Origin of the sequence: Enterobacter sp. KBR-315C3_2022 (genome assembly GCF_041399425.1) — a bacterium.
Lineage (GTDB): Bacteria > Pseudomonadota > Gammaproteobacteria > Enterobacterales > Enterobacteriaceae > Enterobacter.
The window spans coordinates 1-19,553 of sequence record NZ_JBGKEB010000018.1 but is presented as its reverse complement, the minus strand read 5'-3'; the positions used below and the strand labels follow the sequence as shown (position 1 = coordinate 19,553).

The following is a 19,553-nucleotide window of genomic DNA, read 5'->3' as shown; positions in this document are numbered from 1 at the left end:
CGGGCGATGCATCAGGCTTCACGTTTCCCAGGGAACATCACGCTCGCAATAATCCCCAGCGCCAGCACGCCTAATACCACAAACAGGCTCGCCGTCGCGCCGATGCTGTAACCGTGGTGCCAGAAGTGATCGGTAGCATTCAGCCCCAGCTTGAACGCCACGAAGAACAGCAGCAGCACAACGGCCTTCTCCAGATGCACCAGGTACTGCTTTAGCGCCTCCAGAACGAAGTAGAGCGTACGCAGGCCGAGGATCGCGAACATCATGGCGCTGTAGATAATCAGCGGCTCGCGGCTGACGGCAATAATCGCCGGCACGGAGTCAAACGCGAACATCACGTCGGACAGCTCCACCACCGCCACGCACAGCAGCAGCGGCGTCGCGTAACGCTTCGCTTTCTTCACGCGCCCAACCGTTACGTCCTGGTTTTCCGGCTTCTCCAGCTCCGCATCCACCTCCTGCTGGGTCAGCAGGAATTTATTGCTGCTGATTTTCGGCCAGACGGGGTAGAACCGCTTCACCAGGCGATAGGCAGGGTGGCCGGAGTAATCTTCAACCTCATCGCTCTCTTCGTTACGCTTGAGCATCATGACCGCCGTCCAGCCCACCACCAGCGCAAAGATCACCTCAACGTACGGCCCAAGGCTGAGCAGGCTGGTGCCGATGGCAACAAAGATACCGCGGAAGACAATCGCGCCCAGCACGCCCCAGTAAAGGACGCGGTGACGATACTTATCCGGCACGCCGAACCAGGCGAAAATGGCCATCATCACGAACAGGTTATCGACCGAGAGCACCTCTTCCAGCGCATACCCCGTCAGGAACAGGCTCGCCATCTCCGCGCCGTGGTGAACATACAGAAACCCGGCAAAGGCCATCGCCATCATGACCCAAAAGATGGACCACATCGCGGCGCTTTTCAGCGAAACGGGCTTGTCGTGGCGGTGCATAAAGAGGTCGACAAACATCGCCCCAACGGCCATGACCACAAAGACAACAACGGTTTCCGTTGGGAAACCGAGATGAGCAGAGGACATACACAATCCTTTTTTAGAGAAAATACAACAGTATGCAAGTTGGCAAAGGCCATGAGAGATAAAAAGTGAGCGCCCAGAGATCAACGCTCTAAAAATTAAATATTAAACGTTCTTTTCAGCCAGCGCCTGCGCGCACGCCCATGCGCTGGACCATGCCCACTGGAAGTTGTACCCGCCCAGCCAGCCGGTAACGTCCATCACTTCGCCGATGAAATACAGGCCGGGCACGTTGCGGGCCTCCATGGTGCGCGAGGAAAGCGCGTCAGTGTCTACCCCGCCGAGGGTCACTTCCGCCGTGCGGTAGCCTTCGGTACCGTTTGGCTGCACGCGCCACGCCGTCAGCGTCTCGACCAGCGCCTGCTGCTCGCGGCCGTTGAGCTGCTTGAGCGAGACGTCCGGGATCTGCCCTAGCAGCTGCAAGCATTCCACCAGACGTTTTGGCAGTTGCATCGCCAGGGTGTTCTTCAGGCTTTGGTTCGGATGCGCGGCGCGCTGCTCGTTGAGGAAGCTGTCGATGTCGCAATCGGGCAGCAGGTTGACCGTAACAAATTCGCCCGGCTGCCAGTAGCTGGAGATTTGCAACACCGCCGGGCCGGAGAGGCCGCGGTGGGTAAAGAGCAGGTTTTCGCGAAACACCGTGCCGTCTTCTGCCGTGATGACCGACGGAACCGAAACGCCGGAAAGCGTCTGGAGCTGTTCGAGCAGCGGCTTGTGCAGGGTGAACGGAACGAGGCCTGCGCGGGTCGGCAGCACCTTCAGGCCAAACTGCTCGGCGATTTTATAACCGAAAGGCGAAGCCCCCAGGCCCGGCATCGACAGGCCGCCGCTGGCGATCACCAGGCTGTCCGCGCTGACGCTTTCACCGTTGAGCTGCAGCGTATAGCCCTGTTCGTCGCGTGCGACCTCGAGCACCTCGGTGCGCAGGCGCATCGTCACGCCGCCCTTTTCACACTCGGCCACCAGCATATCGACAATCTGCTGCGCGGAGTCGTCGCAGAACAGCTGGCCCAGCGTCTTCTCATGCCAGGCAATGCCGTGCTTGCCGACCAGATCGATAAAGTCCCACTGGGTGTAACGCGCCAGCGCAGATTTGCAGAAGTGGCGATTCTGGCTAAGGTAGGCCGCGGGTTCAACATAGAGATTGGTGAAGTTACAGCGGCCGCCGCCGGACATCAGAATTTTGCGCCCCGGTTTTTTACCGTTATCCAGCAGCAGCACGCGACGACCCGCCTGTCCGGCCATCGCCGCACAAAACATACCCGCCGCACCGGCGCCAATTACTACGGCATCAAACCTTTCCACGTCAAAATCCTCATCGTTAACTGCCGCGGATTGTAAAGTTTCCTCTGTGGTCGCACCAGCGCAAAAAGATAATACAAAGCCATTCCATTGATATTAAAAGAATAACCCTTCAGGCGCTTTTCTCAAAACAGGTGGTATGTCAAAAAAAGTCTATATTTCACTTTGCCCGTTGCGCATTTGTCCTGGATAATGCGCCGCGTTCATGTCCTCCAAAATGGCGTAACGTCCTATGCTACATTTGTTTGCTGGCCTGGATTTACATACCGGCCTTTTACTCTTGCTTGCTCTGGTATTTGTATTGTTCTACGAAGCGATCAACGGCTTCCACGACACTGCAAACGCAGTAGCAACGGTTATCTATACTCGCGCAATGCGATCGCAGCTTGCGGTTGTCATGGCAGCGATTTTTAACTTCTTTGGTGTCCTCCTGGGCGGACTGAGCGTTGCGTATGCGATCGTGCATATGCTGCCAACGGATCTGCTACTCAACGTTAGTTCTGGCCATGGTCTCGCCATGGTGTTCTCAATGCTGCTCGCTGCCATCATCTGGAACCTCGGAACCTGGTATTTCGGCCTGCCTGCATCCAGTTCTCACACTCTCATCGGTGCCATTATTGGTATCGGGTTAACCAATGCGCTGATGACCGGCACGTCTGTTGTTGATGCGCTCAACATTCCGAAAGTGCTCGGCATTTTTGCGTCTCTTATCGTCTCCCCGATTGTGGGTCTGGTGGTTGCGGGTGGCTTAATCTTCATCCTGCGTCGCTACTGGAGCAACACCAAAAAACGTGCGCGCATCCACCTCACGCCAGCAGAGCGTGAGAAGAAAGACGGCAAGAAAAAGCCGCCGTTCTGGACGCGTATCGCGCTGATCATTTCCGCTATCGGCGTGGCGTTCTCACACGGCGCGAACGACGGTCAGAAAGGCATTGGCCTGGTGATGCTGGTCTTGATTGGCGTTGCACCGGCAGGTTTCGTGGTCAACATGAACGCTTCCGGATACGAAATCACCCGTACCCGTGATGCCGTCAACAACGTTGAAGTTTACTTCCAGCAGCATCCTGCGCTGCTGAAGAAAGCAACGGGCGTTGACCAGCTGATCCCTTCTCCGGAAGCAGGTGCAGCCACCGTACCGGGCGAGTTCCACTGCCATCCGGCAAATGCCATCAGCGCGCTGGAACGTGCGAAAGGCATGCTGGGCGATATTGAAAGCTACGACAAGCTTAGCGTTGAACAGCGCGGTCAGCTGCGTCGTATTATGCTTTGCATCTCTGACGTGACGGATAAAGTCGCCAAGCTGCCGGAAGTGAACGCTGACGACCAGCGTCTGCTGAAGAAACTGAAAAGCGATATGCTCAATACTATCGAGTACGCGCCAATCTGGATCATCATGGCGGTCGCGCTGGCGTTGGGTATCGGTACGATGATTGGCTGGCGCCGCGTGGCGACCACCATCGGCGAGAAGATCGGTAAGAAAGGCATGACCTATGCGCAGGGTATGTCCGCGCAGATGACGGCGGCTGTCTCTATCGGTCTGGCGAGCTACACCGGTATGCCGGTATCAACCACTCACGTGCTCTCCTCTTCCGTAGCGGGTACGATGATTGTTGACGGCGGCGGTCTGCAGCGCAAAACCGTGACCAACATCCTGATGGCCTGGGTGTTCACCCTTCCAGCCTCCATCCTGCTGTCCGGCGGGCTCTACTGGCTTTCACTGAAGCTGATTTAATCGGCCGAGAGTGACAAAAAGCGGGTCAGGAAACTGACCCGCTTTTTTTATGCTTTCATTCCATGATCAGCTCATATTATAAGGAAAGCCTGAACATTTTTTGCACAAAAACAATCGAGTACGCTGATTACCATGCTGGGTATGGATATGTTAAAACAATGGAGAATGTATGGCTTCTGTACCTACCCCTGGACCCGGCTCAATCGTTATCGTGAATAATATGCGCGAGGCCAGACGTCAAGGAATGTCACGAAATATGGCTACCGCCTCGACGTACTACTGGTTCTATCAAAAAGTGAGAAATGGTGGCCCATGGGATTACAAAAAATTTGATCCTTACTTCGCGGCATTCGGTAATTTCAACTTTGGTGCTGCCGGAACAGCAGCAGGTATCCCTGCAAAAATGCTTCTGATGGGCGCAGGCTGGGCGCAAGGACGAGCAGGAACATCAAAACCTGAATGGGGAAAATGGCATGAAAAACCGCCTTATGGTGACGACCCCACAGATCAGCGAAATATTAGGGAAGGGATAGAGTATGCCATTCAACACGGCTATTAAATGGACTCACCGACTTATCACGCTTTTCCTTCTGCTCCTGGTCGCAGGGTTTATTTGGCTAAACCACCAGCCCGATCCGCGAAATAGCGATGAACTGCAGCGTGTCTATAAGCTGTCCGATAGCGTTTGGCTCTATATGACGGTAAATAATCAGGGCGGAGCAACGGTCCCTACCCTCTACCGTTACTATCTTTCGCAAAAGTTAACCGGGAAAGATGCGGAAATTATCCAACAGCTCAATGCTAAATATCCCGTCATTGAAGGAACTGGCACGATTACCGAGGCACGTTTAGGTGAGAACGGGGAAGTAAACATCTCATACAGCGGAAAGGTAACGTCAATACAGAAGGATGTTTCTAACCTGCGGTTCTCGGTTAACGCAGAGTAATGAAAGAAAGAAGGCGGAGACATGCTCCGCCTTTTTTTATGCTCAGTGCCAAATCATCAATGCAATCATACTGACGACAACCAGCCCGCACAGGGCGCTGGTTAAAATGAACTGACGACGCAGGCGCTCACAGCGACGAATAAACTCGTCATCATGGTGATCGCGATAGCGCTGGTAGTAGATGTACCCCACCAGACGCATCTGTTTGCTGGGCTGTCCATGCGAGGTGAAGAATCCTCCACCGTCCACATACTGATAAAGCAACGGATCGCAACCACGAAGTACCACTAACAGCGCGCGTAACGATGAAAAATAGCGCGCCATATTCACTATGCAAACCACGCATAACGCCCAAAACAATGCGACGGTGCTAATCATACATCCTCCCCGGCGTCCGCCCATGAAGCGAGGCTTCCGAGCTACCGCACCCAATGCCCTGACAGACAGTTCAGTGAAAGAATGACCAAAAGTCGATCCGGTTCGCGTTTTAAAATCCGAACGGCTCATTAAATAGTGTAGGAGATCCGTTAATTTTTTTGCCACAAGGTTAATCGTTATCAACACCAAAGCTTGATAATTTTGTTTAACTGGGCCGTAATGAAAGCAACAGACGACGGCTTTCCCTTTTAGTCATCGATAACTTAAGGAAGGAGTAACACTATGGCTTACAAACACATTCTCATCGCGGTAGACCTCTCCCCAGAGAGCAAAGTGCTGGTTGATAAAGCGGTATCCATGGCACGTCCCTACAACGCGAAAGTTTCTCTGATTCACGTTGATGTGAATTACTCCGATCTCTACACCGGCCTGATTGACGTGAATCTTGGGGATATGCAGAAACGCATCTCCGAAGAGACGCACCACGCGCTGAGCGAGCTCTCTACCAACGCGGGCTACCCCATCACCGAAACATTAAGCGGCAGCGGCGACCTGGGCCAGGTGCTGGTTGATGCGATTAAGAAATACGATATGGATCTGGTGGTATGCGGCCACCATCAGGACTTCTGGAGCAAGCTGATGTCCTCCGCGCGCCAGCTGATCAACACCGTTCACGTGGATATGCTGATTGTTCCGCTGCGTGACGAAGAAGACGAGTAAGTAGGTACAAACCTTACCCCTCACCCTAACCCTCTCCCCATAGGGGAGAGGGAACGATCGAGCCCCTCGCCCCTATGGGGAGAGGGGTTGGGGTGAGGGAATATAAATATCAAACCGGTGCCCTTTGGTGGTCACCGCGTTGGTCGTCGCCACGTCCGCCAGCGGCGGCGCATAGTCCGGACGCTTCACCACCACGCGCTTCGTCGCGAGCTGACGAGCGGGCTCCAGCAGGCCGTCCGCATCTAAATCCGGCCCCACCAGCGACTGAAACACCCTCATCTCTTTTTTCACCAGCGCGCTTTTCTGCTTGTGCGGGAACATCGGGTCGAGATAAACCACCTGCGGACGCGGGGTGATATCCGTCAGGGCCGTCAGGCTTGAGGCGTGTATGAGCTGCAGCCGCTCCCGCAGCCACGGGCCGATTTCCGGATCCGCATAGCCACGCGCCAGCCCGTCGTCGAGCAGCGCCGCAACCACGGGGTTACGCTCCAGCATCCGCACGCGGCAGCCCACGGAGGCCAGCACGAAGGCATCGCGCCCCAGCCCCGCCGTGGCGTCAACCACGTCCGGGAGATAGCTTCCCTTGATGCCCACGGCTTTCGCCACCGCCTCGCCGCGACCGCCGCCAAACTTGCGCCGGTGCGCCATGGCTCCGCCGACAAAGTCGACAAAAATCCCGCCGAGCTTCGGCTCGTCGCGCTTGCGTAATTCCAGATGCCCGGGCGTCATCACCAGCGCCATCGGGTTTTCGTCGTCGTGCTCCAGCCCCCAGCGGGACGCTAAAACGGATAAGGCGCCGTCTCCGGCGCCTGTTTCATCTACTAAGCAGATCTTCACGAATCAACTAGCCCTTGATGCCGTAATGCTCAAGCATCGCATCCAGCTGCGGCTCGCGCCCGCGGAAGCGTTTGAACAGCGTCATTGGCTCTTCAGAGCCGCCGCGCGTCAGGATGTTATCGAGGAACGACTGGCCGGTTTCGCGGTTGAAGATCCCCTCCTCCTCGAAGCGCGAGTACGCGTCTGCCGCCAGCACGTCGGCCCACAGGTAGCTGTAGTAGCCCGCAGCGTAACCGCCCGCGAAGATATGGCTGAACGCGTGCGGGAAGCGGCCCCAGGTTGGCCCAGGAATAACGGCGACCTGCTTTTTAATTTCGGCCAGCGTTTCGAGGATTTTCGCCCCCTGCTCCGGGCTGAATTCGGCGTGCAGGCGGAAGTCGAACAGGCCGAACTCCAGCTGGCGCAGGATAAACATCGCCGCCTGGTAGTTTTTCGCCGCCAGCATTTTATCCAGCAGTTCTTTCGGCAGCGGTTCGCCCGTCTCGTAGTGGCCGGAGATAAACGCCAGCGCGTCCGGCTCCCAGCACCAGTTTTCCATAAACTGGCTCGGCAGCTCGACCGCATCCCACGGCACGCCGTTGATGCCGGACACGCCCGCGGTTTCGATACGCGTCAGCATGTGGTGCAGCCCGTGGCCGAACTCGTGGAACAGGGTAGTCACTTCATCATGGGTAAACAGCGCGGGCTTGCCGTTCACCGGACGGTTGAAGTTACAGGTCAGGTAGGCGACCGGCTTCTGCAGTGAACCGTCGGCTTTGCGCATCTGCCCGACGCAATCATCCATCCACGCCCCGCCGCGCTTGTTCTCACGCGCGTAAAGGTCAAGGTAGAAGCTGCCGCGCAGCTCGTTCTTCTCGTCGTACAGCTCGAAGAAGCGCACGTCCGGATGCCAGACGTCGATGTCTTTACGCTCTTTGGCGGTGATGCCATAAATGCGCTTAACCACTTCGAACAGGCCGTTAACGGCTTTGTTCTCCGGGAAATACGGGCGCAGCTGCTCGTCGCTGATGCTGTAGAGATGCTGCTTCTGTTTTTCGCTGTAGTAGGCGATGTCCCACGGCTGCAGCTCGTCGACGCCGAACTCCGCTTTGGCGAAGGCGCGCAGCTGGGCCAGCTCTTTCTCACCCTGCGGACGGGCGCGTTTCGCCAGATCGGTCAGGAAGTCGAGCACCTGCTGCGGGTTTTCCGCCATTTTGGTGGCGAGGGACTTATAGGCGTAGCTTTCGAAGCCCAGCAGCTGCGCCAGCTCGTGGCGCAGGGCGAGGATTTCCGCCATTACCGGGCTGTTGTCCCATTTACCGGCGTTCGGCCCCTGATCGGAGGCGCGGGTGCTGTAGGCGCGGTACATCTCTTCACGCAGCGCCTGATTATCGCAGTAGGTCATCACCGGCAGGTAGCTTGGGATATCCAGCGTTAACAGGTAGCCTTCCTGCTCTTTCGCCTCGGCCTGCGCCTTCGCCGCCGCCAGCGCGCTTTCCGGCATTCCGGCCAGCTCGGCTTCATCGGTAATCAGCTTCGTCCAGCCCATGGTCGCATCCAGCACGTTGTTGCTGTACTGGTTGCCCAGCTCGGACAGGCGAGCGGCGATTTCGCCGTAGCGTTTTTGCTTCTCTTTCGGCAGGCCAATCCCGGACAGTTCAAAATCGCGCAGCGCGTTATCGACCGCTTTTTTCTGCGCGGTGTTGAGGGACGCGTAATGATCGCCGTCCCGCAGGTCGCGATAGGCTTTGTACAGCCCTTCGTGCTGGCCGACCCAGGTGCTGTACTCGGAGAGCAGCGGCAGGGTTTGTTCGTAGGCTTCGCGCAGCTCCGGGCTGTTTTTCACCGAGTTGAGGTGGCTTACCGGAGAGAAAATGCGCCCCAGCACGTCGTCCACTTCGGCCAGCGGCTGACACAGGTTTTCCCAGGTATAGGGCGCGCCCTGCTCGACGACGCTCTCAACGGCCTTGCGGCAGTCTTCCAGCGATTGCGTTACGGCTGGAACAACGTGCTCGGGGAGGATTTTAGAAAACGGCGGGAGCGAGAAAGGCGTCAGTAATGGATTGGTCATAAGCGCTGTCCTGTCAAATAGGTGAATGAAGCGCGCATCCGGCGCTGTGCATATTGAAAGTGTAATGGGGTTAATTGTAGAGGATTTCAATGCCGGGCGTTGTGCTTTCGCGGCCGTGGAAACTTTTCTGTATACTGTGGCGATACGCTCTATTTTTGCCCGAAGGCGCGCAGCTTTCGGGCCTACGTTTGCTACCTGGAATACATTCATCCATGCTCAGTTATCGCCACAGCTTCCACGCAGGCAACCACGCCGACGTCCTTAAACATACCGTTCAGAGCCTGATCATCGAAGCGCTCAAAGAGAAAGATAAGCCGTTTCTCTACCTGGACACCCACGCGGGCGCGGGCCGCTACCAGCTGAGCGGCGAGCACGCCGAGCGTACCGGCGAGTATCTGGAAGGTATCGCGCGTATCTGGCAGCAGGACGACCTGCCCGCCGAGCTGGAGCCGTACATTAGCGTGGTCAATCACTTCAACCGCAACGGCCAGCTGCGCTACTACCCCGGCTCGCCGCTGATTGCGCGCCAGCTGCTGCGCGAGCAGGACAGCCTTCAGCTCACCGAGCTGCACCCGAGCGACTTCCCGCTGCTGCGCTCAGAATTTCAGAAAGATAACCGCGCCCGCGTGGATAAAGCCGACGGCTACCAGCAGCTGAAGGCCAAGCTGCCGCCGGTTTCGCGCCGCGGCCTGGTGCTGATCGACCCGCCGTACGAAATCAAAACCGACTATCAGGCGGTGGTGACGGGCATCAACGAGGGCTATAAGCGTTTCGCCACCGGCACCTATGCCCTGTGGTATCCGGTGGTGCTGCGCGCGCAAATCAAACGCATGATCAAGGATTTAGAGGCCACCGGCATTCGCAAAATTCTGCAAATTGAGCTGGCGGTGCGTCCGGACAGCGACCAGCGCGGCATGACCGCGTCCGGCATGATTGTGATTAACCCGCCGTGGAAGCTGGAAGCGCAGATGAACAACGTGCTGCCGTGGCTGCACAAAACGCTGGTGCCGGCCGGAACAGGCCACGCCACCGTGAGCTGGATCGTACCGGAGTAATCGCAGCCATCGGTGGAAACTATTGATTTCAGGTATACAATCGCGGCAATTAACGATTAAGGACAAGACCCATGAGCAAGCATTATGACTACATCGCCATCGGCGGCGGCAGCGGCGGCATCGCCTCCATCAACCGTGCAGCCATGTACGGCCAGAAGTGTGCGCTGATTGAAGCCAAAGCGCTGGGCGGCACCTGCGTGAACGTAGGTTGTGTACCGAAAAAGGTGATGTGGCACGCGGCGCAAATCCGCGAAGCCATCCATATGTATGGCCCGGACTACGGCTTTGACACCACCATCAATAATTTCGACTGGGACAAGCTGATTGCCAGCCGCACCGCCTATATCGACCGCATCCATACCTCGTACGACAACGTGCTGGGCAAGAATAACGTCGACGTGATCCGTGGGTTTGCCCGCTTTGTGGATGCGAAGACGATCGAAGTGAACGGTGAGACGATCACCGCCGATCATATCCTGATCGCCACCGGCGGCCGTCCGAGCCACCCGGACATCCCCGGCGTGGAATACGGCATCGACTCCGACGGTTTCTTCGAGCTGCCTGCCCTGCCTAAGCGCGTTGCGGTCGTTGGCGCGGGCTACATCGCGGTCGAGCTGGCCGGCGTGATTAACGGCCTGGGCGCAGAAGCGCACCTGTTCGTGCGTAAACACGCGCCGCTGCGCAGCTTCGACCCGCTGATCGTCGAGACGCTGGTTGAGGTCATGAACGCCGAAGGCCCAACGCTGCACACCAACGCGGTGCCGAAAGCGGTGGTGAAAAACGCTGACGGCAGCCTGACGCTGGAGCTGGAAGATGGCCGCAGCCAGACCGTGGACTGCCTGATCTGGGCGATTGGTCGCGAACCGGCTACCGACAACTTCAACCTGGCCGCCACTGGCGTGAAAACCAACGAAAAAGGCTATATCGTCGTTGATAAGTTCCAGAACACCAGCGTTCCCGGCATTTACGCCGTGGGCGATAACACTGGCGCGGTTGAGCTGACTCCGGTCGCCGTCGCGGCGGGCCGTCGCCTCTCCGAGCGCCTGTTTAACAACAAGCCGGACGAGCATCTGGACTACAGCAACATTCCAACCGTGGTCTTCAGCCATCCGCCTATCGGCACCGTCGGCTTAACCGAGCCGCAGGCGCGCGAGCAGTACGGCGAGGACCAGGTGAAGGTCTATAAATCGTCCTTTACCGCGATGTACACCGCCGTCACCTCGCACCGCCAGCCGTGCCGCATGAAGCTGGTCTGCGTCGGGCCGGACGAGAAGATTGTCGGTATCCACGGCATCGGCTTCGGCATGGACGAGATCCTGCAGGGCTTTGCGGTGGCGCTGAAGATGGGCGCAACGAAGAAAGACTTCGACAACACCGTGGCGATCCACCCTACCGCGGCGGAAGAGTTCGTTACCATGCGTTAATCCTGATGCCCCTCCCCGGAGGGGCATTTTTTTAACATTCATAAATCGTTGCAAAACGAATGCTCCGAAAATAGTGATCTACCGCACATTTCCCTCCCCAGACACCGAAGCGAATGTCTACGCTTTATAGAAAGCCGGAAAAACCCGTCAACGTGAACCTATAACCGGAGGCGCTTATCACCATGTTCAACCAGAAACTACAGGCTGCCGAGAATGTCGAGTTCGAGATTGCAGAAGAGCTGCGCTACGAAACCGATCCCTGCGAGTTGAAACTGGATGAGATGATCGAGGCGGAACCGGAGCCGGAGATGATCGAGGGGCTTCCCGCCTCCGATGCCCTGACGCCCGCAGACCGCTATCTTGAACTGTTCGAACACGTTCAGTCATCGCGGCTGTTTGTGGATAGCAAAACGTTCCCCGACTGCGCGCCCAAAATGGACCCGCTGGATATTCTGATCCGCTACCGCAAGGTGCGTCGCCACCGCGATTTCGACCTGCGCCAGTTCGTGGAAAACCACTTCTGGCTGCCGGAAGTGCTAACCAGTGAATATGTTTCCGACCCAGGAAATTCGCTGAAAGAACACATCGATAGCCTGTGGCCGGTGCTGACGCGGGAACCGCAGGATCATATTCCGTGGTCGTCGCTGCTGGCGCTGCCTCAGGCCTATATCGTGCCGGGCGGGCGCTTTAGCGAAACGTACTACTGGGACTCCTACTTTTCCATGCTGGGGCTGGCGGAGAGCGGCCGTAACGACCTGCTGAAATGCATGGCGGATAACTTCGCGTGGCTGATCGAGCGCTACGGCCATATCCCGAACGGCAACCGCACCTACTACCTGAGCCGCTCCCAGCCGCCGGTGTTTGCCCTGATGGTTGAGCTGTTCGAGGAGGACGGCGTGCGGGGCGCGAAGCGCTATCTGGACCACCTGAAGATGGAGTACGCCTTCTGGATGGACGGCGCGGAATCGCTGCTGCTCAACCAGGCCTACCGCAGCGCGGTACGCATGCCGGATGGCTCCTTACTCAACCGCTACTGGGACGACCGCGACACGCCGCGAGACGAGTCCTGGGTTGAAGACGTGGAAACCGCGCGACACTCCGGTCGTCCGCCTAACGAGGTTTACCGCGACTTGCGGGCGGGCGCGGCGTCGGGATGGGATTACTCTTCCCGCTGGCTGCGCGATCCGGCTCGCCTTGCCAGCATTCGCACCACGCAGTTTATCCCGATTGATTTGAACGCGTTTCTGTTCAAGCTGGAAAGCGCTATCGCCAACATCTCTGCCTCGAAAGGGGATAAAGAGGTCGCCGAGCAGTTCCACCGGAAGGCCGCAAACCGCCGCGAGGCGGTGAACCGCTACCTGTGGGACGAGGAGAGCGGCTGCTACCGCGATTACGACTGGCGACGCGAGGAGATGGCGCTGTTCTCTGCGGCAAGCATCGTGCCGCTGTACGTCGGCATGTCCACGCACGAGCAGGCGGAGCGCCTGTCCGACGCCGTAAAAGCGCGCCTGCTGACGCCGGGCGGCATTCTGGCAACGGAATATGAAACCGGCGAGCAGTGGGACCGCCCCAACGGCTGGGCACCGCTGCAGTGGATGGCGATTCAGGGCTTTAAGCAGTACGGCAACGATTCGCTGGGCGATGAGATTGCGTGGAGCTGGCTGCAGACCGTCAACCACTATTACAAAACGCACCACAAGCTGATTGAGAAGTACCACATCGCCAGCAGCACGCCGCGCGAAGGGGGCGGGGGCGAATATCCGCTGCAGGACGGCTTCGGCTGGACCAACGGCGTGGTGCGGCGGTTAATCGGGCTGTACGGCGAGCCCTAGGCCGCGTAGCGCACGCAGAAACGCTGTCGCCTGCGGTAGGCATAGACGTCTTCGACGTGCCCGTTCTTAATCCGCGTTTGCAGGCCGCGCCAGTAGTCGGCGCGGAACAGATCCGCGTGCATCTCTTCAAACAATGGCCTGATGCGCCGATCGGCGCACAGCCAGTGGCGAAACTCCTCAGGAAAGACGTCGCCGGGCGAGACGCTGTACCACGGCTCGCCCGATAGCTCATCCTCCGGATGACGCGGCGCGGGAATATCGCGGAAATTCACTTCCGTCATGTAGCAAATTTCATCGTAATCGTAGAACACGACGCGCCCGTGCCGGGTCACGCCAAAATTTTTATACAGCATATCGCCCGGGAAAATATTGGCGGCGGCAAGCTGCCTGATGGCATTGCCGTACTCTTCTATTGCATCGCGCAGCGCCTGCCCTTCTGCCTGCTCAAGCCAGATATTCAGCGGCACCATCCGCCGCTCGATGTAAAGGTGGCTGATGGAAATTTTATCGCCGAGATCGGTCAGTTTCCCCGGCGCTTCCTGCTGCAAAAGCGCCAACAGCGCCGGATCGATTTGCCGTTTATCCAGCACGAAGTTTTCAAACTCCTGGGTATCCGCCATTCGCCCGACGCGGTCATGTTCCTTGACCAGCTGATAGCAGGCGCGAACGTGCGCGGCGGTCATCTCCTTCTGCGGAGCAAACCGGTCTTTGATCACCTTAAACACGCGGTCAAATCCCGGCAGCGTAAACACCAGCATCACCATGCCGCGGATGCCGGGCGCCTCGATAAACTGCTCGTCCGCGCGGGCAATATAGTGCAGGTATTCGCGGTAGCTTTCGGTTTTGGCATGCTTCTGGCAGCCAATGGCCATGTACAGCTCGGCGGTGGTTTTGCCCGGCAGGATCTCCCGCAGCCACTCTACGAGCGCCGCGGGCAAGGGGGCATACACCATGAAATAGGATCGGGCGAACCCAAAGACGATGCTGGCCTCGGCGCTGGTCGTCAGACAGGTGTCGATGAAAAGCTCGCCGTCATCGGTGCGGTGGATGGGCAGCAGAAACGGAAAAACGCCCGCTGGCGTGGCGAGCTTGCCGACCAGCCAGGCCGCTTTATTGCGGTAAAAAAGCTCGTTGGCAACCTGAAGATGGCTGTGTTTTAGCGTCTCTTCGCCGAAATTCTCCTCCAAATGCGCAATGATGTAGCCCACGTCACGCGCGCGATTTTGCCAGGGCAACCGTAACGGCAGGTCGCTCAGAACGCGGTTTAGCAGCGTATCCCAGCCGCCGTCAGGAAAGAAATCCTTCGCCAGCGGACGCGGAATGGTGCGAAAGCGGCGCGCCGGCTGAGAGCTGAAAATAAATAACCGCTCGGGAGATAGCGAGCGGTGGTCAAATAACCGGCAATAGACGGAGTTGAAAAAGCTCTCCGCAATCTCGAAGCGAGGGTAGTCGGGTAACAAACGGGTGTAATGCTCCTTCACGCGCAGTAAAAATGCCGCATCAGGACTCTTGCCTTCAGTAATACAGCGCAGCTGTTCGACCACCAGGCCAACGTGGTGATCGTAGAGGTGGATGCGCTGCTTCATCGCCTGCTGCACGGCGTGCCAGTCGGCGTGTTCAAAGCGCTGCTGCGCCCCCGAGGTGACTTCCAGAAACCGCCCGTACTGGGCGTCAAAGCCCTGCAAAATCGTTTGGGCAATCAGTAATTCCAGACCACGCGGCATATATTCTCCTCGCCCTTCACCCCTCACCCTAACCCTCTCCCCAAAGGGGAGAGGGGGAAAACATCAGAACTGTGCTTCTTCCGTTGAACCCGTTAAGGCGGTGACGGAGGAGGTCCCGCCCTGAATAATCGTGGTCACGTTATCGAAGTAGCCGGTGCCCACCTCCTGCTGGTGAGACACAAAGGTATAGCCCTCTTTACTGGCCGCGAACTCTGGCTGCTGCACCTTCTCAACGTAGTGCCTCATGCCCTCTCCCTGCGCGTAAGCGTGCGCCAGGTCGAACATGTTGAACCACATGCTGTGAATGCCCGCCAGGGTAATGAACTGGTATTTGTAGCCCATGTCGGAGAGCTGCTGCTGGAAGCTGGCGATGGTGCTGTCGTCCAGATTCTTCTGCCAGTTGAAGGACGGCGAGCAGTTGTAGGCCAGCAGCTTGCCCGGGTATTTCGCGTGGATGGCGTCGGCAAAGCGTTTTGCCAGCGCCAGGTCCGGCGTAGAGGTTTCGCACCACACCAGGTCAGCATACGGCGCGTAGGCCAGACCGCGGCTAATCGCCTGCTCAATACCGGCATGCGTGCGGTAGAAGCCTTCGCTGGTGCGCTCGCCGGTAATGAACTCGCTGTCGTACGGGTCGCAGTCAGAGGTGATCAGATCGGCAGCATCGGCATCGGTACGGGCAATCACCAGGGTCGGCACGCCCAGCACGTCCGCAGCCAGGCGCGCGGCAACCAGCTTCTGAATCGCTTCCTGAGTCGGGACCAGCACCTTGCCGCCCATGTGTCCGCATTTCTTCACTGACGCCAGCTGGTCTTCGAAGTGTACGGCCGCTGCACCGGCCTCAATCATCGATTTCATCAGCTCAAAGGCGTTGAGCACGCCGCCGAACCCCGCTTCCGCATCCGCGACGATCGGCAGGAAATAATCAATAAAGCGCGGATCGTTTGGCTCAATGCCTGCGGCCCACTGGATCTGATCAGCGCGGCGGAAGGTATTGTTGATCCGATCCACTACCGACGGCACGGAGTTCGCCGGATAGAGCGATTGATCCGGATACATGCTGGAGGCCAGGTTGGCATCTGCCGCTACCTGCCAGCCGGAGAGATAGACGGCTTCGATACCCGCTTTCGCCTGCTGCAGCGCCTGGCCGCCGGTCAGCGCGCCGAGGCTGTTGATGTAGCCTTTTTTAGAGCCGCCGTGCAGAAGATGCCACATTTTTGCCGCGCCGTTCTGCGCCAGCGTGCATTCCGGGTTGACCGAACCGCGTAATTTCACCACTTCCTGTGCGCTGTACGGGCGGCGAATGCCCTCCCAGCGCGGCTGAGTCCACTCTTTCTGTAATTCTTCGATTTGTTGGGTACGGGTTTTCATGTGCAGATGCTCCATATTGTTATGTGGTGAATTACGCCAGGAAGCGATAGCCCGGCAGGGTCAGGAAGTCGATTAAGTCATCTGATGTGGTGATTTGCTCCATCAGGCGTGCGGCATCGTCAAAGCGGCCGCTGCTGTAGCGGTGCTCGCCCAGCTCGTCCTGAATCACCCGCATCTCTTCGGCCAGCATCTGGCGGAACAGGGGTTTGGTGACCGGCTTGCCGTTGCTGAGCGTTTTCTGGTGGTGTATCCACTGCCAGATAGAGGTACGGGAGATTTCTGCCGTGGCGGCATCCTCCATCAGGCCGTAGATCGGCACGCAGCCGTTGCCGGAAATCCACGCCTCGATGTACTGCACGGCGACGCGAATATTGGCGCGCATGCCCTCTTCGGTGCGTTCGCCCTCGCATGGCGCAAGCAGCTGCTCGGCGGTTATTGGCGCATCTTCCTCGCGTAATACAGAAAGCTGATTTTTCTGGTCGCCCAGCGCGCGGTTAAACACGCCCATCGCCGTGTCTGCCAGGCCCGGATGCGCAATCCACGTGCCGTCATGACCGTTGCGGGCTTCCAGCTCTTTATCGGCCTTCACCTTGCTCAGAACCTGATTATTGCGCTCGGCATCTTTGCTTGGGATGAAGGCCGCCATGCCGCCCATCGCAAAGGCACCGCGCCTGTGGCAGGTCTTAATCAGCAGCCGCGAGTAGGCGCTCAGGAAAGGCTTATCCATGGTGACGACCTGGCGATCCGGAAGTACACGATCGGCGTGATTTTTTAGCGTTTTGATGTAGCTGAAGATGTAGTCCCAGCGCCCGCAGTTCAGGCCAACGATGTGGTCGCGCAGCGCGTGAAGGATTTCATCCATCTGGAAGACCGCGGGCAGCGTTTCAATCAGCAGCGTGGCTTTGATGGTGCCGCGCGGCAGGCTGAACCGATCTTCCGCATAGCTTAAGACTTCGCTCCACCACGCCGCTTCCTGCCAGGACTGGGTCTTCGGCAGATAAAAATAGGGGCCGCTGCCTTTGGCCAGCAGGTTTTGATGGTTATGGAAGAAGTACAGTGCGAAGTCAAACAGGCTGCCCGGGATCGCCTCGCCGCGCCAGGTGACGTGCTTTTCAGGCAGGTGCAGACCGCGCACGCGACAGACCAGAACCGCCGGGTTGGGCTTGAGCTGATAAATTTTCCCAGCTTCGTTGGTATGGCTGATCGTGCCGTTTACGGCGTCGCGCAGGTTAATCTGCCCGTCGATCACTTTGCGCCAGTCCGGAGCCAGCGAGTCTTCAAAATCGGCCATAAAAACTTTAACGTTGGCATTCATGGCGTTGATCACCATCTTGCGCTCTACCGGGCCGGTGATCTCTACGCGACGATCCTGCAAATCCTCCGGAATGCCGCGGATTTTCCACTCGCTGCTACGAATGGAAGCGGTTTCCGAAATAAAGTCTGGAAGCTTACCGTTGTCGATGGCTTCCTGCTGCTGAATGCGCGCAGCCAGCAGCTTGTTACGCTGCGGCGTAAAGCGGGTGACCAGCTCTGTCAGAAATTCGACGGCGTCCGCCGTTAAAATCTGCTGTTCCTGCTCGCCATGCGGCTGGTTAAACGTGAGTTCGTCCGCCGTCGTTGCCTGTTGAGTCATCATTCTGCTCCTCTTCAAAGATCTCAATCCACTCCCGAGCGCGAGCGAAGATCGTTGTGTAGTTTTCGCTCAGCAGAATTAAGCCTATCTTTATTTTTTCTAAAATCAAAAACAATTTCCATTTTAATCGTTAATTGTATGTAACATTTTGATTACTAATGGATTAAAGTTTCACCCAGTGTTGAGCAGGATTTCAGAAATAAAAAAGGCACCCGAAGGTGCCTGATGTGATTAGCTGAAACGCTTTAGGATCGATCTTCGTAGAACATTATTCCAGCGTTGGATTCATGTGTCGCAGATCGTATGGTGTGATTTGATAGACGTAATAGTTAAGCCAGTTGGTAAACAGCAAATTTCCATGGCTGCGCCAGGATGCGCGCGGCGTGTTTTGCGGATCGTTTTTCGGGAAATAGTTGTACGGCACGTCTGGATTGAGACCGGCTTCAACGTCACGGAAAAATTCTGTCGCAAGGGTGTCAGGATCGTATTCAGGGTGGCCGGTAACGAAGGCGATACGTTTATCTTTACTGGCGAACAGGTATGCATCACCGTCTTCCGTTTCGGCCAGGATCTCCAGGTCGGTGTAATCACGAATCAGCTGGGCCGGGAAGTCCGCATAGCGAGAATGCGGCGCAAGGAAAGAATCATCAAAACCGCGGGTCAGTAATGCGTGCGGATGAAGAATGTGGTGTTCATAAACGCCGGAGAGCTTTTCCGTGCGCGTTTGCTTGGGAATGCCGTAGAGAATGTTCAGCGCGGCCTGTACCGCCCAACAGACAAACAGCGTGGACGTCACGTGATCTTTGGCCCACTCCAGCACCTGTTTGATCTGCGGCCAGTAGGCAACGTCGTTGAACTCCACCAGGCCCAGCGGCGCGCCGGTGACGATCAGGCCATCGAAGTTATCATTGCGAATGTCATCGAAGTTGCAGTAGAAATTGTTGAGATGCTCTGACGGCGTGTTACGCGATTCGCGGGCATCAATGCGCAGCAGCTGGATATCAACCTGAAGCGGGGAGTTGGAGAGCAGGCGCAGGAACTGATTCTCGGTTTCGATCTTCTTAGGCATCAGGTTGAGAATGAGCACCTTTAGCGGGCGAATTTCCTGACCTGTCGCACGTGAAGCCGTCATCACAAAGACGTTTTCCTCACGTAAGAAATTGACGGCTGGCAGCTCGTCCTGAACCCGAATCGGCATAACTCTGTTTCCTCACAGCATACGTATAAACGTTTAGACATCCAGACAGCTAACAATACTTATAAACGGTCGTAATGTCGAGCCTGCAAGTCGAAGGTGAGAAAGTTTCAGGAAGGGGGCGGTTTGGCGTGCCCGGTGGCGCTGTGCTTACCGGGCCTACGGGTTTTGTCGGTGGGTAAGGCGAAACCACCACCCGGCATTTTTATCGCGCACAAAGCAAAAAACCCCGCACCTTACGGTACGGGGTTCTTCTCAATTGATGCCTGGCAGTTCCCTACTCTCACATGGGGAGACCCCACACTACCATCGGCGCTACGGC

The 19,553-nt window shown here is 57.3% G+C and carries 16 protein-coding genes; 7 read left to right on the top strand and 9 right to left on the bottom strand.

Features of this window, described 5'->3' with window-relative positions:
* Positions 1 to 11: 11 nt before the first annotated feature.
* The gene (locus AB8804_RS17345) at positions 12 to 1,037 is read right to left on the bottom strand and encodes a TerC/Alx family metal homeostasis membrane protein (RefSeq protein WP_371188358.1); all 1,026 of its coding nucleotides are present in this window, start codon (positions 1,035 to 1,037) and stop codon (positions 12 to 14) included.
* Between the two features lie 102 nt (positions 1,038 to 1,139).
* Positions 1,140 to 2,339 (bottom strand): NAD(P)/FAD-dependent oxidoreductase, encoded by a 1,200-nt coding sequence (locus AB8804_RS17340; protein ID WP_371188355.1) that lies wholly within the window; start codon positions 2,337 to 2,339, stop codon positions 1,140 to 1,142.
* Between the two features lie 229 nt (positions 2,340 to 2,568).
* On the opposite strand from AB8804_RS17340, the gene pitA reads away from it, so the two are divergent.
* From pitA to AB8804_RS17325, 3 genes are all read left to right on the top strand, one after another.
* The gene (gene pitA / locus AB8804_RS17335) at positions 2,569 to 4,068 is read left to right on the top strand and encodes an inorganic phosphate transporter PitA (protein WP_371188353.1); all 1,500 of its coding nucleotides are present in this window, start codon (positions 2,569 to 2,571) and stop codon (positions 4,066 to 4,068) included.
* A gap of 169 nt (positions 4,069 to 4,237) precedes the next feature.
* Positions 4,238 to 4,627 (top strand): polymorphic toxin type 44 domain-containing protein, encoded by a 390-nt coding sequence (locus AB8804_RS17330; protein ID WP_371188351.1) that lies wholly within the window; start codon positions 4,238 to 4,240, stop codon positions 4,625 to 4,627.
* Positions 4,605 to 5,015, top strand: coding sequence for a hypothetical protein (locus AB8804_RS17325; protein WP_371188349.1), 411 nt, complete (start codon positions 4,605 to 4,607; stop codon positions 5,013 to 5,015). Before AB8804_RS17330 ends, AB8804_RS17325 begins: the two co-directional genes overlap by 23 nt.
* 42 nt (positions 5,016 to 5,057) lie before the next feature.
* Here the strand turns inward: AB8804_RS17325 and uspB are convergent, their stop codons facing one another.
* Positions 5,058 to 5,393 (bottom strand): universal stress protein UspB, encoded by a 336-nt coding sequence (gene uspB / locus AB8804_RS17320; protein ID WP_102890054.1) that lies wholly within the window; start codon positions 5,391 to 5,393, stop codon positions 5,058 to 5,060.
* Positions 5,394 to 5,675: 282 nt separating this feature from the next.
* Here uspB and uspA point away from each other — a divergent pair, with 282 nt between their 5' ends.
* Entirely contained in the window at positions 5,676 to 6,113 is a 438-nt protein-coding gene (gene uspA, locus AB8804_RS17315; protein WP_003861223.1) for a universal stress protein UspA, read from the top strand.
* Positions 6,114 to 6,185: 72 nt separating this feature from the next.
* On the opposite strand, the gene rsmJ is transcribed toward uspA, so the two are convergent.
* Entirely contained in the window at positions 6,186 to 6,950 is a 765-nt protein-coding gene (gene rsmJ / locus AB8804_RS17310; RefSeq protein ID WP_371188343.1) for a 16S rRNA (guanine(1516)-N(2))-methyltransferase RsmJ, read from the bottom strand.
* Between the two features lie 7 nt (positions 6,951 to 6,957).
* Entirely contained in the window at positions 6,958 to 9,000 is a 2,043-nt protein-coding gene (gene prlC / locus AB8804_RS17305) for an oligopeptidase A (protein ID WP_371188341.1), read from the bottom strand.
* Between the two features lie 212 nt (positions 9,001 to 9,212).
* Between prlC and AB8804_RS17300 the strand changes: the two genes are divergently transcribed.
* The 3 genes from AB8804_RS17300 (at position 9,213) to AB8804_RS17290 (ending at position 13,311) form a co-directional block, all read left to right on the top strand.
* Positions 9,213 to 10,055: a 23S rRNA (adenine(2030)-N(6))-methyltransferase RlmJ gene (locus tag AB8804_RS17300; protein ID WP_371188338.1), complete on the top strand. Its 843-nt coding sequence runs from the start codon at positions 9,213 to 9,215 to the stop codon at positions 10,053 to 10,055.
* 71 nt (positions 10,056 to 10,126) lie between these two features.
* Positions 10,127 to 11,479, top strand: a complete 1,353-nt coding sequence (gorA, locus tag AB8804_RS17295) for a glutathione-disulfide reductase (RefSeq protein WP_371188335.1) — start codon at positions 10,127 to 10,129, stop codon at positions 11,477 to 11,479.
* Between the two features lie 182 nt (positions 11,480 to 11,661).
* Positions 11,662 to 13,311 carry an alpha,alpha-trehalase gene (locus tag AB8804_RS17290; RefSeq protein WP_371188333.1) on the top strand — a complete coding sequence of 550 codons (1,650 nt, stop codon included), beginning with the start codon at positions 11,662 to 11,664 and terminating at the stop codon, positions 13,309 to 13,311.
* On the opposite strand, the gene aceK is transcribed toward AB8804_RS17290, so the two are convergent.
* From aceK to metA, 4 genes are all read right to left on the bottom strand, one after another.
* Positions 13,308 to 15,035 carry a bifunctional isocitrate dehydrogenase kinase/phosphatase gene (gene aceK, locus AB8804_RS17285; RefSeq protein WP_371188331.1) on the bottom strand — a complete coding sequence of 576 codons (1,728 nt, stop codon included), beginning with the start codon at positions 15,033 to 15,035 and terminating at the stop codon, positions 13,308 to 13,310. The genes AB8804_RS17290 and aceK overlap by 4 nt on opposite strands.
* A 63-nt stretch (positions 15,036 to 15,098) precedes the next feature.
* Positions 15,099 to 16,403 (bottom strand): isocitrate lyase, encoded by a 1,305-nt coding sequence (gene aceA / locus AB8804_RS17280; RefSeq protein ID WP_371188329.1) that lies wholly within the window; start codon positions 16,401 to 16,403, stop codon positions 15,099 to 15,101.
* Positions 16,404 to 16,434: 31 nt separating this feature from the next.
* Positions 16,435 to 18,036 (bottom strand): malate synthase A, encoded by a 1,602-nt coding sequence (aceB, locus tag AB8804_RS17275; RefSeq protein ID WP_371188475.1) that lies wholly within the window; start codon positions 18,034 to 18,036, stop codon positions 16,435 to 16,437.
* A 268-nt stretch (positions 18,037 to 18,304) separates the two neighbouring features.
* Positions 18,305 to 19,234 carry a homoserine O-succinyltransferase gene (gene metA, locus AB8804_RS17270; RefSeq protein ID WP_371188327.1) on the bottom strand — a complete coding sequence of 310 codons (930 nt, stop codon included), beginning with the start codon at positions 19,232 to 19,234 and terminating at the stop codon, positions 18,305 to 18,307.
* Between the last annotated feature and the right edge of the window lie 319 nt (positions 19,235 to 19,553).